This is a genomic window from Pseudomonas putida (genome assembly GCF_028682395.1).
Lineage (GTDB): Bacteria > Pseudomonadota > Gammaproteobacteria > Pseudomonadales > Pseudomonadaceae > Aquipseudomonas > Aquipseudomonas putida_AB.
In genome coordinates this window covers 117681-132417 of the sequence record NZ_JANHLC010000012.1, presented here as the reverse complement: position 1 = coordinate 132417, position 14737 = coordinate 117681, and the positions used below count along the sequence as shown (strand labels likewise).

Sequence of the window (14737 nt, the reverse complement as noted above, 5' to 3'; positions counted from 1 at the left end):
GTGCGGCAATCGCCCGACTCAAAGTGAGCGTCCATGCCGCACCTACTTCGCACCCACCCACGCCTGACCGCCGCCGCCCTGCTGGGCGCGGCGGCTGGGGTCCTGGCGCCCGCCAGCGACCTGCTGACAAAAATCCTGATTGGCTGGAACGCCGGCGTCTGGGCCTACCTGGCGATCATGCTGTGGCTGGTGATTCGCTCCGAGGCCCGCGACGTGCAGCGGATTGCCGAGCGCGAAGATGAAAACGCCGGCATGGTGCTGTTCATGGTGTGTATCGCAGCCATTGCCAGCTTGGCGACCATTACCCTGGAACTGGCCGGCAGCAAGCACCTGGAAAGCACCGAGCAACTGCTGCACTACGGTTTTACCGGGCTGACGGTGCTGGGGTCGTGGTTGCTCATCGGGGTGATCTTCAGTGTCCATTATGCGCGGCTGTTCTACACCGACACCGGCCAGGAGCCCGCACTGCGCTTTGCCGATGGCGAGCGAAACCCGGACTACTGGGACTTCCTGTATTTCTCCTTCACCATCGGCGTCGCGGTGCAGACCTCGGATGTCGGCGTCGGCACACGGGCCTTGCGCAAGGTCGTGCTGGGGCAGTCGTTGATCGGTTTTCTGTTCAATACCGCCATCCTTGGCTTCTCGATCAATATCGCGGCGGGGCTGTTCGGTTAAGTCGGTGGGCGCCTTGGCGCGGCGCAGAGCCCGCTCCAGGTTCAGGTGTTCAGCGTGGCGCTCTCGCGCAAGATATCGAACAGCGCTTGCGCCGCCGCCGACAGTTCATGCCCCGGCTTGGTCAGTACTCCTATCGCCCGTTCGATCCGCGGCTCGCGCAAGGTAATGCACTGCGCGCCCAGTTCCTCCATCTGCCCGGCGCACAGGGCCGGCACCGCGCTCACGCCCAGCCCGCACGCGACCATGCGCCCAACTGTCGCCAACTGATGGCTCTCCAGCTCCACCGGCAACTGGATGCCATGGGCCTGCAGATGCTCTTCGAGCATGACCCGTACCGTCGAAGGGCGTTGCAGGGTGATAAACGGCTGTTCCAGCAACGCCTGCCAGTCGGTACTGCCCTGGCTGGCGAGGGGGCTGTCCCGAGGTACCACCGCGACAAAACGGTCCAGGTACAGCGGGGTGAATTGCAACGACGCGCTTTGCGGCGGTTCGAAGGCGACACCCAGCTCCACTTGCCGCTCGCGAACCCTCTCCAGCACCTGTTCGTTGATCACATCGTCGACCCGTACATTGACCTTGGGATAGCGCAATCGAAAGGTCTTGAGCACCTCCGGCAGGCGGTTGCCGGCAAACGACGGCATGGCCGCCAATGTCACCCGCCCGCGTTGCAGGCTGAAGCGCTGGCGCAGTTCGTCCTCGGCATTCTCCCAGTCGGCAATCAACCGCCGCGCCAAAGGCACCAGGGCTTCGCCTTCCGGGGTCAACGCCACATTACGGGTGTTGCGGCTGAACAAACGTCCGCCCAGGCCTTCTTCCAAGGCCTTGATAGTCAGGCTCAGGGCCGACTGCGACAGGTGCAGCCGCTCGCAGGCCACGGCAAAGCTCAGGCTCTGGGCCACCGCCAGGAAGGCGCGAATCTGTTTGACGGTCATGGCGCTGGGCCTCGGTACGCGAACTGGATTATTTGGTTTTATCTATTAATCCACCTTAAAAATCAACTTAACAAATCAATCTGCTGGAGCAACACTCGGCGCAACACGGCTGAACGCCGTCCACGAACAAGAAAGAGGAAGGGCATATGGCAGGTTTCGACAAGCGTGTGGCGTCCTACGAGGAAGCCCTGGCAGGACTGACCGATGGCATGACAGTACTGGCCGGCGGATTCGGCCTGTGCGGCATCCCCGAAAACCTGATCGCCGAGATCAAGCGCAAAGGCACCCGCGAGCTGACGGTGGTCTCGAACAACTGCGGAGTCGACGGGTTCGGCCTTGGCGTGTTGCTCGAAGACCGGCAGATTCGCAAGGTCATCGCCTCCTATGTCGGCGAAAACGCGCTGTTCGAAAAGCAACTGCTCAGCGGTGAGATCGAAGTCATCCTCACCCCCCAGGGCACCCTGGCCGAAAAGCTGCGCGCTGGCGGCGCCGGGATCCCGGCATTCTTCACCGCCACTGGCTACGGCACGCCGGTAGCCGAAGGCAAGGAAACCCGCGAATTCAACGGCCGTCCGTACCTGATGGAAGAATCCATCACTGGTGACTTCGCCATTGTCAAAGGCTGGAAGGCCGACCATTTCGGTAACGTGATCTACCGCCACACCGCCCAAAATTTCAACCCGCTGGCCGCCACGGCCGGGCGTATCACCGTGGTCGAGGTCGAAGAGATCGTCGAGCCGGGCGAGCTCGACCCCGCCCATATCCACACTCCGGGCATCTATGTCGACCGGATCATCTGCGGCACCTTCGAGAAGCGTATCGAACAGCGCACCGTCCGTACCTGACCCCCCGCCCCACGCCCGAACAACGGAGAACACCCCATGGCTCTTACCCGCGAACAAATGGCCCAACGCGTTGCCCGCGAGCTGCAGGACGGCTACTACGTCAACCTGGGCATCGGCATTCCGACCCTGGTCGCCAACTACATCCCGGCCGGCATGGAAGTCATGCTGCAGTCGGAAAACGGCCTGCTTGGCATGGGCGCCTTCCCCCGTGAGGATGAAGTCGACGCCGACATGATCAACGCCGGCAAACAGACCGTGACCGCCCGCGTCGGCGCCTCGATCTTTTCCTCCGCCGAGTCCTTCGCGATGATCCGCGGCGGCCATATCGACCTGACCGTGCTCGGCGCCTTCGAGGTCGACGTGCAGGGCAATATCGCCTCCTGGATGATCCCCGGCAAACTGGTCAAGGGCATGGGGGGCGCCATGGACCTGGTCGCCGGTGCGGAAAACATCATCGTCACCATGACCCATGCGTCCAAGGACGGCGAATCGAAACTGCTGCCGCGCTGCAACCTGCCGCTGACCGGCGCCGGCTGCATCAAGCGCGTGCTGACCGACCTGGCCTACCTGGAAATTGAAAACGGCGCCTTCGTGCTCAAGGAGCGTGCGCCGGGGGTCAGTGTCGAGGAAATCGTCAGCAAGACCGCCGGCCAGTTGATCGTGCCCGCGCATGTGCCTGAAATGCAGTTCGCCTGAGAAGGAATCACTCCATGCAAGACGTCGTTATCGTTGCCGCGACCCGCACCGCCATTGGCAGTTTCCAGGGTTCGCTGGCCAGTATTCCCGCGCCGCAACTGGGTGCCGCGGTGATCCGCCGCCTGCTCGAACAAACCGGCCTGGCCGGTGAGCAGGTCGATGAAGTGATCCTCGGCCAGGTCCTGACTGCCGGCAGTGGCCAGAACCCGGCGCGTCAGGCGGCGATCCTGGCCGGCCTGCCCCACGCCGTACCCGCCATGACCCTGAACAAGGTCTGCGGCTCCGGGCTCAAGGCCCTGCACCTGGGCGCCCAGGCGATTCGCTGCGGCGATGCCCAGGTCATCATTGCCGGCGGCATGGAGAACATGAGCCTGGCGCCCTATGTACTGCCCGCCGCGCGCACCGGTCTGCGCATGGGCCATGCGAAGATGATCGACAGTATGATCAGCGACGGCTTGTGGGACGCCTTCAACGACTATCACATGGGCATCACCGCCGAGAACCTGGTGGAGCAGTACGGCCTGACCCGCGAAGAGCAAGATGCCTTTGCCGCGGCCTCCCAGCGCAAGGCCGTGGCCGCCATCGAGGCCGGGCGCTTTGCCGATGAAATCACCCCGATCCTGATTCCCCAGCGCAAGGGCGATCCCGTGGCGTTTGCCGTCGACGAGCAACCCCGCGCCGAGACCAGCGAAGCGTCTCTGGCCACGCTCAAGCCGGCCTTCAAGAAGGACGGCAGTGTCACCGCCGGCAATGCCTCGAGCCTCAATGACGGCGCGGCGGCCGTGTTGCTGATGAGCGGCGACAAAGCCCGCGAACTGGGCCTGCCGGTCCTTGCCAACATTGCCGCCTACGCCAATGCCGGGGTCGACCCGGCGATCATGGGCATCGCGCCGGTCTCGGCCACGCGCCGCTGCCTGGACAAAGCGGGTTGGCGCCTGGAGCAACTGGACCTGATCGAAGCCAACGAAGCCTTTGCTGCGCAATCGCTGGCCGTGGGCCGGGAACTGCAGTGGGACGCGCAGAAGGTCAATGTCAATGGCGGCGCCATTGCCCTAGGCCATCCGATTGGTGCCTCGGGTTGCCGGGTGCTGGTCTCGCTGCTCCATGAAATGCTCAAGCGCGATGCCCGCAAAGGCCTGGCGACCCTGTGCATCGGCGGTGGCCAGGGCGTGGCCTTGGCACTCTCGCGCGATTAGGGGGTACCGCTCGCGGGCCGGCCCGCTCCTACTGGAATCCACGAACGTGTAGGAGCGGGTCGGTTCGCGAGCCCTTATTCCCCACCCAGCAAACGCGCTCCGGCATAAAGCGCACCCAGCCCCCCAATCAGCAGCAGGGCCACGCTGGCCGCCGTGGCAATCCTGCCCGCATGGCGCAGGCTAAACGGCCGCCCGGCCAGATAGATATACCCCCCGAGAATCACCAGGTCGATCACCAGCCAGATCAGGCCCAGCCACGTCACGCTTTGGCTAAAGGACGTGGTGATCGGGATGAATTGTGGAAAGAACGCGATAAAGAACACGATGTCCTTGGGGTTGGCGATCCCGACCAGGAACCCCCTGCCCCAGCCATGCCCACTGGGGCTTTCCTGCCCTTCGTTATAGGCACCGCGGCGCAGCCCCGTCAGCCCCAAATAGCCGATAAACAAGCAGCCCCCTAGGCTGATCCACTCCAGCAAGCGTGGATCCAGCGACAGGCTCGCGCCCAGGACCAGCACCGCCACGCCAATCAGCACCAGGGACGCACCATTGCTGCCCAGTGCCGTGAGCAGTGCCTGACGGGTTCCGCCGCGCAGGCGCGCCTCGACCACCAGGGCCATGACCGGCCCTGGAGTCGCGATCAATAGAAGCACACTGAGGGCATATAGCAGCAGTAAGGACAGTTGCATTGCAAAAAGACTCGCAGCTCGAAAACAAGCCGCCAGCTTGCAAGCGCCCCGGCGGTTTGAAAAACCGATAAAGCTGTGACCTACTATGACTATTAATCATGATCGAGCCCCGCCATGAGCGACCGCCTGCCTCCCCTCTATGCCTTGCGTGCCTTTGAAGTGGCCGCGCGTTCGTCATCCTTTACCCGGGCGGCCGAAGAGTTGTCCCTGACCCAAAGCGCAATCAGCCGGCATATCCGCAATCTGGAAACGGTACTGGGGTGTCGGCTGTTCGAGCGCCATGGACCGAAACTGTTGCTGACCGAGGCCGGCCAGCGTCTGGCGGATGAGTTGGGCCGCGGTTTTCGGATTATTGAAGCCGCCTGCCACCCGCTGCGTACCCAGGGCAATCAATTGCGCCTCAAGGCGCCGTCGACTTTGACCATGCGCTGGCTGTTACAGGCCCTTGAACGCTTCAACAGCGCTGACGCAAGCGCGGCCGTGCAACTCTCCAGCGTCTGGATGGATATCGACACCGTGGATTTCCAGGCCGAGCCCTATGACTGCGCCATCCTGCTTGGCAATGGCCAGTTCGGCGCCGGTATCGACACCTGCAAGCTGTTCGATGAATGGCTGCTGCCGATCTGTGCCGCTGACCAGGCGCCCTCACCGTGGCCGCTGGAGCGCTTGGACACCGCCGAACTGATCCACCCCTCGGCGGATCGTCGGGATTGGCGGCGCTGGTTGCAACGGGTCTATCCCGAAGGGCAAGTGCCACTCGCGCGTGGCAAGGTCTTCGACACCCTCGACCAGGGCATTGCCGCCGCGATGGCTGGGCATGGTGTGTCCATGGGCGATCTGCATCTGATTGCCGCCGATCTGGCCCGGGGCCTGCTCGGCCTGCCCGTCCCCATCGCCATTGGCACCGGGGACAGCTATTACCTCGCTTGGCCCAGGGACAGCGCCCAGCTGGGCGCTATCAGACACTTGAAGGATTGGCTGCTGGGCGATCTGCCGGATATCTGCCCGATCGCGGTAGAACGCCGCGCTTGAAGCCGGGGTTTCAGGCGCGCTGTTGCGTTGCACCGACCTGCTTGGCAGTGCGCCTCCAGGTCAGCAGGCAATGGGCCCCCAGACCGAAGATCAAGCCCCAGAACGCGGCCGACAGCCCCAGCAGCGACATCCCCGAGACGGTCACCAGAAAGGTGATCAAGGCTGCTTCGCGATCATCGGGCACCGCCATGGAACCGGCCAGCGCCCCGGCAATGGCCGAGAACAGCGCCAAACCGGCCAGTGCGGCGATCAGTTCCTGGGGGAATGCGCTGAACAACGAAACCAGCGTCGCCCCGAAGATCCCGAATACCAGATAAAACACCCCGCCCATGACCCCCGCCACATAGCGCTTGCGCCCGTCCTCATGGGCTTCGCGCCCGGTACAGATCGCCGCCGTGATCGCGGCCAGGTTCAAGCCATGACAGGCAAAGGGCGCCAGCAACACGCTGCCCAGGGCACTGGCGGAAATAATCGGACTGGCTGGCGTGTTGTAGCCGGCGTTGCGCAATACGGCGATGCCCGGCACAAATTGCCCGGTCAACGCGACCATCACCAGCGGCAAGGCAATGTTCAGGGCGCCATGCCAGCTGAACTCCGGGCTGATCCACACCGGCGTGGCCATGCCAATCACCAGCGCGCCGGTATTCAACTCGCCGTTGGCCAGGGAGATCCCGACGCCCACAAACAGCACCGCCATCACCGCATAGCGCGCCAGGCAGCGTTTGAACACCAGGTAGGTGACGAACATCGCCAGGACCAACGTGGGTTGGTCCTTGACCGAGACAAACAGCTGGGTGCCAAAGTTGAACAGGATCCCGGCAAGCATCGCCGCCGAAATCGCCGCGGGCAGCTTGCCGATAATCCGGTCGAAGACTCCGCACACCCCGACCAGGAGAATCAGCAGATTGGCCAGGATATAGGCGCCCACCGCTTCATTGAGGCTGATGTCCGGCAGCATGGCGACCAGCAGGGCCGAGCCCGGTGCCGACCAGGCAATCACGATAGGAACCTTGAAGCGCAGGCTGAGCACAATACCCAGTACGGCGCTGCCAATGGAGATGGCCCAGATCCAGGACGACACGACGTCGGCCGGTAGCCCGCCAGCCTTGGCCGCCTGGAAGATAATCACCAGTGGCCCGGCATAGGAAATCACCGTCGCGATAAAGCCCGCGACCACGGCTGACAGGGAGAAATCTTTGAAGAACGCTTTCATCACTTTTTCCGCTCAGTGTGTTGCGCACACCCGGGGCAACCCGGGTGCGCGCCAACCCCCTCAGACCTGCGAGACTGCCACCGTCGCGGCCGCGCTGGCCGCCTTCGACTGGCGTTGGTACACAAAGCACATGGCCAGGGCGGCAACCACGCCCGGTACGGCAAAGGCCATGAAGTTAAGGTGCAGCGGCAATTGAATGCCGACCAGCGCGCCACCCAGTAGCGGCCCGACAATCGCGCCCGTGCGACCGACTCCCGATGCCCAGCCCAGGCCCGTGGAACGAATCGCCATCGGGTAGAACTGCGCCACGCAGGCATAGGCCAGGATCTGGGTGCCGATCGTGGTCGCCCCGGCAATCGCGATCAAGCCATACAGCACCACGGTCGGGCTGTTGAAGCCCAGCAGGCTGATGGAAATGGCGGCAATGATAAAGAACGCCACCAACACCTTTTGCAATTTGAAGCGGTCACCGATCCAGCCACCGCCGACGGCGCCAAAGATCGCCCCGAAGTTCAGGACCAGCAGGAAGGTCAGGCTCGAACCCAGGCCATAACCGGCGCTGACCATGAGCTTGGGTAGCCAGGAGTTGAGCGCGTAGACCATCAGCAGGCAGCAGAAGAACGCGACCCAGAGCATCAGGGTACTCAGCGCACGGCCATCGCGGAACAATTGCACCACCGGTGCACCGGCGGCCTTGAGCGCGCCGGCGACAAAGCTGTCGCCACTTTGCGGGACATAGGTCGGCTCGATGCGTTGCAGCACGTTGCGTGCCTCGTCTTCACGGCCTTTGCGCACCATGAAACCCACCGACTCGGGCAGGAAACGCAGAATCAACGGCAACAGCAGCAAGGGCACAATGGCCACGTAGAACACCGACTGCCAGCCGAACGCTGGCAACAGCACGATCCCCAGGCCGGCCGACAACATGCCGCCCACCGAGTAGCCGCTGAACATGATCGCAACCAGGGTGCTGCGGATCTTCTTCGGGGCGTATTCGCTCATCAGCGCCACGACGTTGGGCATTACCCCGCCGATCCCCAGGCCCGCGATAAACCGGCAAATGCCGAATTCCAGCGGATCACGGGCAAAGCCGTTGAGCACGGTAAAGCCGCTGAACAGCACCACGCAGAGGGCGATCACCGGCTTGCGTCCGAGCCGGTCGGAGAGTGAGCCGAAGATCAGCGCACCGAACATCATGCCAAACAGGGCATAACTGCCCAATGCCCCCGCCTGCAGAGGGGTCAGGCCCCACTCCTTCATCAGTACCGGCAGGACCACGCCGTAGATCACCAGGTCGTAACCGTCGAAGATAATGATAAGCGCGCACCAGAACAGCACTCGCCAATGAAACACGTTGAAACGCGCATCATCGATCAACTGATTGATATCTATTTTTCGCATGGCATCTGACTCTATGTTGTTGTTTTTATAGATTAGGTAGAGCACCGGCCCCGCCGGGCCGGCTTTGAAACAGGAACGGGCCTAGCCCTGATCGCCACCGCCGACCGGCATGACCATGCCGGTGATATAGGAAGCTTCATCGCTGGCCAGGAACAAGATCGCCCCGGCCTGTTCATCGATGCTGCCGTAGCGTTTCATCAGGCTGCTGTCCAGGGTCTGGTCGACGATCTGCTGGTACCAGACCTTCTCGTCGGCCGACTGCTCGGCGCTGTTGCGCGGGATCCGCCGTGGCGGCGCTTCGGTGCCGCCCGGCGCGGTGGCATTGACACGCACCCCGCGCCCGGCGGTTTCAAACGCCAGGCAGGCCGTCAGGGCATTCACGCCGCCCTTGGCCGCGCCATAGGGCACGCGATTGACACTGCGCGTGGCAATCGACGATACGTTGACGATGGCGCCGCTGGCCTGTTCCAGCATGTAGGGCAGTGCCGCGTGGCAGCACCACAGCGTGGGAAACAACGAACGGCGGACTTCAGCCTCGATCTGTGCCGGCTCGTAGTGTTCGAACGGCTTGGCCCAGATCGTCCCACCGACGTTGTTGACCAGAATGTCCAGGCGACCGAAACGCTCAACGGCCGCAGCCATGACCCGGTTACACTCTTCGTACTGTTCCAGGTCGGCCGTCAAAGCCAGTACTTCGTGAGTGGGCGACAGCTCGGCGGCCAGTTCGAACACCAGTTCGGAGCGATCCACCAGCACCACCCGCGCGCCCTCTTCAGCCAGGCGCTCGGCCACGCGGCGACCAATCCCCTGGGCCGCACCGGTCACCAGGGCGACTTTTTGCTCGAATCTGTTCATAGGCATCCTCGTGCTGTAATCGGTAGTTTGCGTATCCACCTGCCCCGCCCTTTCCCGTAGGAGCGAGCGTGCTCGCGACCCCGATCAAGGGAGCGCGAGCGTTGTTCAGGGCCGGTTGGGCAATCAGGCGGCGCTGGCAGCGAATTTCTCGAAGTAGAAGTTCGCCGGAGTAATCCCCTGTTCACGGATGTAGGTGCTGACCGCTTCAACCATCGGCGGCGGGCCGCAGAGGTAGACGTCGACATCGCCCTCGTTCAGGTGGGCCGGCTCGATATGCTGGGTCACGTACCCCTTGCGCGGGTACTGGCTGTCCGGGCTGGCGACACAGGCGCTGAAGGTGAAGTTGGGAATCCGCGCGGCAAAGGCTTCCAGGCGGTCCATCTCGACCAGGTCCAGATCCTGGGTCACACCGTAGATCAGGTGCAGTGGATGCTCGCTGCCCTGCTCGGCGATTTTCTCGAGCATGGCGGTAAACGGCGCCAAGCCCGTGCCACCGGCCAGTAACAGCAAGGGACGGCGGATTTCGCGCAGGTAGAAACTGCCCAGCGGACCGGCCAGGCTCATGCTGTCGCCCGCCTTGGCCAGACCGGTGAGGAAGCTGCTCATCAAGCCGCCCGGCACATTACGGATCAGGAAACTGACCTCGCCATCGTGTTGCAGGGAGCTGAACGAATAGGCCCGGGTCTGCTCGCTGCCCGGCACGCTCAGGTTGACATACTGGCCCGGCAAAAACGCCAGGCTGCTCAGGGCCTCGCCCTTGATCGACAACGCAATGGTGCTGTCGGACAACTGCCGTACAGCGCTGATGGCGGCGCTGTAGCTGGCCTGGCGGGTGCGGCAGACATCCGAGGACGCCGGTACACGGACCACGCAATCACTCAAGGCGCGCATCTGGCAGGTCAGGACAAAACCCGCTTCGGCCTCTTCGCTGGTCAGCGCGTCCTCGATGTATTCCTCGCCCAGTTCGTAGCGGCCGGCCTCGGCAAAGCATTTGCAGGTGCCGCACGCGCCGTCACGGCAGTCCAGGGGGATATTGATGCCCTGGCGATAGGCGGCATCGGCCACGGTTTCGCCGACATTGGCGCTGACGAATCGGGTCACGCCGTCTTCGAAATTAAGTGCAATCTGATGGGTCATGAGCGCCGCCTCAGAGGTGGTAGACATCGATGACCTGACGAACATAATCGTTCTTCAGGACCACTTTCTTGGCCTTGATCAGCGGGTTCTCGCCGCGCATATCAAGGGTGTAGAAGCTGCTGCCGAAATAGCTGTCGACGGTTTTGTAGCGAAAGCTCAGGGTGTGCCAGTTAAAGCGCACCTTGCACAGGCCGTCGGCCTCTTCCAGCACTTCGATGTTGCTGATGTTGTGGGAGGTGCGGGTGTCCGGCACGCTGGCGCTGGAGCGCTCGGTCTTGATCCGGAAGACACGGTCTTCCAGGCCTGTGCGGTTGCCGTACCAGATCAGCGAAATTTCTTTCTGCGGGTCTTCGGTCAGCTCGTCGTTGTCATCCCAGGACGGCATCCAGAAGCTGGCGTCGGCGGCATACAGCTCCAGCCATTGGTCCCACTGCTTGTCATCGAGGTAGCGGGCTTCGCGGTAGAGAAAATCGCGGACCACTTCATAGGTGCGGCTCATTGCACGGCCTCCACGTCAATCTGGCGCGACTGCTCGGCGGCCAGGGCCTGGAGCATGGTTTCCTGCCAGTACTTGTGTTGCAGCACGAACAGGCCTTCGTCTTCGGTGCGCACGCCACTGAGCAGCGGATGCAGATCGATTTCCTGGGCCGCCGCATCGGCGCCCTCGACCCAGTGGGCGGCGCCACGCGACATGTCGTTCCAGGCGCTGGTGCTGCCTTCGTAGCCCATCTGGCAGGAGCGGAACTCTTCCAGGTCATCCGGCGTGGCCATGCCACTGACGTTGAAGAAGTCTTCGTACTGGCGGATGCGTCGCGAACGGGCTTCATCGCTCTCACCACGGGGGGCGATGCAGTAGATGGTGATTTCCGTACGGTTGACCGAGATCGGCCGGGCAATGCGGATCTGCGAGCTGAACTGGTCCATCAGGTAGACGTTGGGGTACAGGCACAGGTTGCGCGAGTTCTCGATCATCCAGTCGGCGCGTGCCTGGCCGAAGTCCTGGGCCAGTTCGTCGCGACGCTCGTAGAGCGGACGGTCCTCGGGGTTGGCCCAGCGCGTCCACAGCAGCATGTGGCCCTTGTCGAACGAGTAGAACCCGCCGCCCTGCTTGGCCCAACTGCCGGCGCTCATGGTCGGGTTGGTGTCGCCCGCAGCGCGTTGCTTGCGCTGGTTCTGGGTGGCGGCGTAGTTCCAGTGCACGGAACTGACATGGTAGCCATCGGCACCGTTCTCGGCGGTCAGCTTCCAGTTGCCCTCATAGATGTAGCTGGAGGAACCGCGCAGCACTTCCAGGCCATCGGCGGACTGGTCGACGATCATGTCGATAATCTTTGCCGACTCGCCCAGGTGTTCCACCAACGGCACGACGTCGGCATTCAGGCTGCCGAACAGGAAACCGCGATAGGACTCGAAGCGCGCGACCTTGGTCAGGTCGTGGGAGCCTTCGCAGTTGAAGCTCGACGGATAACCCGCTTCGGCCGGGTCCTTGACCTTGAGCAGCTTGCCGGAGTTGTTGAAGGTCCAGCCGTGGAACGGGCAGGTATACGAGGCCTTGTTGCCGGTCTTGTGGCGGCAGAGCATCGCCCCACGGTGGGAGCAGGCATTGATGAACGCATTCAGAACACCGTCCTTGTTGCGCGCGATAAAGATCGACTGGCGCCCCATGGTCGTGGTGTAGAAGTCGTTTTTGTTGGGGATCTGGCTCTCGTGGGCCAGGTACAGCCAGTTGCCCTCGAAAATGTGCTTCATTTCCAGGTCGAACAGCCGAGGGTCGGTGAACATCTCCCGCTTGCAACGATAGACACCTTGGTCTTTGTCTTCTTCAAGCAGGGAGTGAAGGTATTCGGGTCGCAGGGACATGGCCGCCGCCTCCATTGTTTTTATCAGGCAAGGCCCATGCTAGGTCGCAGGGCAATTGCGCAATATCCACTGGCTGCAGAGATCTATCCGTTTTGTGCAAAGGCCCGAAGCGCGTGCGCTTCGGGCGGATAATCAGTGGCGACGCTTGAGCGTGTCGGAAGGCAGCTCGCCGAACTGGTTGCGGTAGTTCTCGGAGAAACGCCCCAGGTGCAGGAAGCCATAATCCATGGCCAGCTCGGTGACATTGCGCACCTGGCTGCCGGGATCGCGCAGGCAGGCATTGACCCGCTCGAGCTTCTTCTGGCGAATGTAGTTTTTCGGCGTGGTATGGGCGTTGCGCTCAAACAATCCGTACAGCGAGCGCAGGCTCATCTGGGCCTGGCGGGCGAGATCCTCGCTGCATATGTCCTGCTTGAGGTGGCGCTCGATGTAGTCGGCAATTCGTTCGAAAGTGGCGGTTTGCGAGCCCAGGCTGGCGCGGCTGACGTTGGTTTTCATCAGGCCGAGCATCTTGTTGGCCACGATCTGGGCGTAGTGGTCCTGCACGCGCGGCATGGAGTCCAGGGTTTCGGCCTCCTGGCAGACCATGCCCAGCAGGTTGACGAAGCCGTCCAGTTGATCGAGCCGGTAGCGGTTTTCCAGAAAGCGCACGCCCTGCTCCGGATGCTGCCAGCGTTGTTCCTGGCACACGGATTCGACCAGGCTGGTGGGCACCTTGAGAATGAATTTTTCGCAGTCGTCGGAATAGGTCAGATCGACCGGATCATCCGGGTTGATCAGCAGCAATTCGCCGGGGGCGAAATAGTGTTCCTGCTTGTGCCCGCGCCATAGGCAATGGCCGCGCAACAGCACCTGCAGGTGATAGATGGTTTCCAGCGCCGGTGAGGTCACCCGTACTTCGCCGCCATAGCTGATGCGGCACAGGTCCAGGCTGGAAAACTTGCGATGGTTGAGGCTTGCCTCGGGGCTGCCGACCTTGGGCAACCGTATGCAGTGGGATCCCACATGCTGATTGACATAGCCCGACACCGCATGGGGGTCGGCCTGTGCAAACACCATGCTGCGCTCGCTCAGCAGATGCGCTTCCATAACCAGGCACTCTCTTTCTTATTGTGAATGGGTCGTCGTACACGCAGGTCGACGTCCTCAGGCAATACACGCTTGGTCATTCTATGTCAGTAGATGCAAAGAAGCAGGCGGCAAGATCAACCTGGGTTGTCTTGCCGCCTGCCGGTCGCTGGCGCTCGATTTACGCTTCGAGGGCGCGCACGCGTTCGTGGCGCTGCTGCTCGGTCGGCTCAGGCGAAGATTGCAGGGTGAAATCGAACTCGATTTCAGCAAAGCGGCCGGTTACGCCGTATTGCTTGGCACGTTCCTGGTCTTCGCTGAAGTTGATCTGGGCGATCAGCTCATCGCGAGTGGCGTAGGCGAAGTCGTCATGCAGGTACTTCTCGCCGGACAGGTTGATCTGGGTAGTCAGGTGGCGATGATCCGGGGCCGAGATAAAGAAGTGGATATGCGCCGGACGCTGGCCGTGACGGCCCAGTTGATCGAGCAACTGCTGGGTCGGACCATCCGGTGGGCAGCCATAGCCCGACGGCACGATGCTGCGGAAGCGATAGCGACCTTCGCCATCGGCGACGATACGGCGACGCAGGTTGAACTCCGACTGGGTGCCGTCAAAGTACGAGTAGGTGCCACCGGTGTTGGCCTGCCAGACATCGACTACAGCGCCCGGGATCGGTTCGCCAGCGGTGTTGGTGACCTGGCCTTTCATGAACAAGGGCACACCTGGGTCGGTGCCGTCGTCCAGGCGCGCTTCGAAGTTGGACATCGGGGCGCCCGCCACGTACAGCGGGCCTTCGATGGTGCGTGGGGTGCCGCCGGTCTTGCCGGCTTCTTCGTCCTGGGCATCCATCAGCAGGTCGAGGTAGTGCTCCAGGCCCAGGCCTGCGACGACCAGACCGGCTTCCTGGCGCGAACCCAGCACGTTCAGGTAGTTGACGGCTTTCCAGAACTCGACCGGCGTCACATTCAGGTCTTCGATGATGTTCACCGAGTCACGCAGGATGCGATAGATCAGCGCCTTGGCACGCGGATTACCGTTGTCGTTGAGTAGGCCGCTGGCTTCTTCGAGAAATTTCTGGACTTCAGCAGTTTGGGAGATTCTGACATTCATGATGACTTCCTCATCTAATTGTATTTA

15 protein-coding genes are annotated in these 14737 nt (G+C 62.4%); 5 read left to right on the top strand and 10 right to left on the bottom strand.

Features of this window, described 5'->3' with window-relative positions:
• Positions 1-33 precede the first annotated feature (33 nt).
• Positions 34-675, top strand: a complete 642-nt coding sequence (locus tag NPS46_RS23015) for a DUF1345 domain-containing protein (protein ID WP_274111322.1) — start codon at positions 34-36, stop codon at positions 673-675.
• Positions 676-716: 41 nt separating this feature from the next.
• Here the strand turns inward: NPS46_RS23015 and NPS46_RS23010 are convergent, their stop codons facing one another.
• Positions 717-1607 carry a LysR family transcriptional regulator gene (locus NPS46_RS23010; protein WP_274111320.1) on the bottom strand — a complete coding sequence of 297 codons (891 nt, stop codon included), beginning with the start codon at positions 1605-1607 and terminating at the stop codon, positions 717-719.
• 146 nt (positions 1608-1753) lie between these two features.
• Here NPS46_RS23010 and NPS46_RS23005 point away from each other — a divergent pair, with 146 nt between their 5' ends.
• Genes NPS46_RS23005 through NPS46_RS22995 form a run of 3 tightly spaced genes read left to right on the top strand, consistent with a single transcriptional unit; the run spans position 1754 to position 4344 of the window.
• Positions 1754-2452, top strand: a complete 699-nt coding sequence (locus NPS46_RS23005) for a CoA transferase subunit A (RefSeq protein WP_274111318.1) — start codon at positions 1754-1756, stop codon at positions 2450-2452.
• A 36-nt stretch (positions 2453-2488) separates the two neighbouring features.
• Complete coding sequence (locus tag NPS46_RS23000) at positions 2489-3148, top strand: CoA transferase subunit B (RefSeq protein WP_274111316.1); 660 nt, start codon at positions 2489-2491, stop codon at positions 3146-3148.
• A gap of 14 nt (positions 3149-3162) precedes the next feature.
• Entirely contained in the window at positions 3163-4344 is a 1182-nt protein-coding gene (locus NPS46_RS22995) for an acetyl-CoA C-acetyltransferase (protein ID WP_274111314.1), read from the top strand.
• A gap of 74 nt (positions 4345-4418) precedes the next feature.
• On the opposite strand, the gene NPS46_RS22990 is transcribed toward NPS46_RS22995, so the two are convergent.
• Positions 4419-5033 carry a LysE family translocator gene (locus tag NPS46_RS22990; RefSeq protein WP_274111312.1) on the bottom strand — a complete coding sequence of 205 codons (615 nt, stop codon included), beginning with the start codon at positions 5031-5033 and terminating at the stop codon, positions 4419-4421.
• Positions 5034-5147: 114 nt separating this feature from the next.
• On the opposite strand from NPS46_RS22990, the gene NPS46_RS22985 reads away from it, so the two are divergent.
• Entirely contained in the window at positions 5148-6065 is a 918-nt protein-coding gene (locus NPS46_RS22985; RefSeq protein WP_274111310.1) for a LysR substrate-binding domain-containing protein, read from the top strand.
• Positions 6066-6075: 10 nt separating this feature from the next.
• On the opposite strand, the gene NPS46_RS22980 is transcribed toward NPS46_RS22985, so the two are convergent.
• From NPS46_RS22980 to catA, 8 genes are all read right to left on the bottom strand, one after another.
• Positions 6076-7278: a benzoate/H(+) symporter BenE family transporter gene (locus NPS46_RS22980; protein ID WP_274111308.1), complete on the bottom strand. Its 1203-nt coding sequence runs from the start codon at positions 7276-7278 to the stop codon at positions 6076-6078.
• Positions 7279-7338: 60 nt separating this feature from the next.
• Complete coding sequence (locus NPS46_RS22975) at positions 7339-8679, bottom strand: MFS transporter (RefSeq protein ID WP_274111306.1); 1341 nt, start codon at positions 8677-8679, stop codon at positions 7339-7341.
• Positions 8680-8760: 81 nt separating this feature from the next.
• A complete protein-coding gene (locus NPS46_RS22970) occupies positions 8761-9534 on the bottom strand; it encodes a 1,6-dihydroxycyclohexa-2,4-diene-1-carboxylate dehydrogenase (RefSeq protein WP_274111304.1) in 774 nt (257 codons plus the stop codon).
• Positions 9535-9657: 123 nt separating this feature from the next.
• A complete protein-coding gene (gene benC / locus NPS46_RS22965) occupies positions 9658-10671 on the bottom strand; it encodes a benzoate 1,2-dioxygenase electron transfer component BenC (protein ID WP_274111302.1) in 1014 nt (337 codons plus the stop codon).
• 10 nt (positions 10672-10681) lie between these two features.
• Positions 10682-11170 carry a benzoate 1,2-dioxygenase small subunit gene (benB, locus tag NPS46_RS22960; protein WP_274111300.1) on the bottom strand — a complete coding sequence of 163 codons (489 nt, stop codon included), beginning with the start codon at positions 11168-11170 and terminating at the stop codon, positions 10682-10684.
• Positions 11167-12531, bottom strand: a complete 1365-nt coding sequence (gene benA, locus NPS46_RS22955; RefSeq protein WP_274111298.1) for a benzoate 1,2-dioxygenase large subunit — start codon at positions 12529-12531, stop codon at positions 11167-11169. Before benA ends, benB begins: the two co-directional genes overlap by 4 nt.
• 132 nt (positions 12532-12663) lie before the next feature.
• Positions 12664-13620: an AraC family transcriptional regulator gene (locus NPS46_RS22950; RefSeq protein WP_274111296.1), complete on the bottom strand. Its 957-nt coding sequence runs from the start codon at positions 13618-13620 to the stop codon at positions 12664-12666.
• A gap of 160 nt (positions 13621-13780) precedes the next feature.
• Entirely contained in the window at positions 13781-14710 is a 930-nt protein-coding gene (gene catA, locus NPS46_RS22945) for a catechol 1,2-dioxygenase (RefSeq protein ID WP_274111294.1), read from the bottom strand.
• Between the last annotated feature and the right edge of the window lie 27 nt (positions 14711-14737).

Coding starts and splice junctions, on each gene's coding strand:
- NPS46_RS23015 (WP_274111322.1), top strand. CDS start 34: ATGCCGCACCTACTTCGCACCCACCCACGCCTGACCGCCGCCGCCCTG.
- NPS46_RS23010 (WP_274111320.1), bottom strand. CDS start 1,607: ATGACCGTCAAACAGATTCGCGCCTTCCTGGCGGTGGCCCAGAGCCTG.
- NPS46_RS23005 (WP_274111318.1), top strand. CDS start 1,754: ATGGCAGGTTTCGACAAGCGTGTGGCGTCCTACGAGGAAGCCCTGGCA.
- NPS46_RS23000 (WP_274111316.1), top strand. CDS start 2,489: ATGGCTCTTACCCGCGAACAAATGGCCCAACGCGTTGCCCGCGAGCTG.
- NPS46_RS22995 (WP_274111314.1), top strand. CDS start 3,163: ATGCAAGACGTCGTTATCGTTGCCGCGACCCGCACCGCCATTGGCAGT.
- NPS46_RS22990 (WP_274111312.1), bottom strand. CDS start 5,033: ATGCAACTGTCCTTACTGCTGCTATATGCCCTCAGTGTGCTTCTATTG.
- NPS46_RS22985 (WP_274111310.1), top strand. CDS start 5,148: ATGAGCGACCGCCTGCCTCCCCTCTATGCCTTGCGTGCCTTTGAAGTG.
- NPS46_RS22980 (WP_274111308.1), bottom strand. CDS start 7,278: ATGAAAGCGTTCTTCAAAGATTTCTCCCTGTCAGCCGTGGTCGCGGGC.
- NPS46_RS22975 (WP_274111306.1), bottom strand. CDS start 8,679: ATGCGAAAAATAGATATCAATCAGTTGATCGATGATGCGCGTTTCAAC.
- NPS46_RS22970 (WP_274111304.1), bottom strand. CDS start 9,534: ATGAACAGATTCGAGCAAAAAGTCGCCCTGGTGACCGGTGCGGCCCAG.
- benC (WP_274111302.1), bottom strand. CDS start 10,671: ATGACCCATCAGATTGCACTTAATTTCGAAGACGGCGTGACCCGATTC.
- benB (WP_274111300.1), bottom strand. CDS start 11,170: ATGAGCCGCACCTATGAAGTGGTCCGCGATTTTCTCTACCGCGAAGCC.
- benA (WP_274111298.1), bottom strand. CDS start 12,531: ATGTCCCTGCGACCCGAATACCTTCACTCCCTGCTTGAAGAAGACAAA.
- NPS46_RS22950 (WP_274111296.1), bottom strand. CDS start 13,620: ATGGAAGCGCATCTGCTGAGCGAGCGCAGCATGGTGTTTGCACAGGCC.
- catA (WP_274111294.1), bottom strand. CDS start 14,710: ATGAATGTCAGAATCTCCCAAACTGCTGAAGTCCAGAAATTTCTCGAA.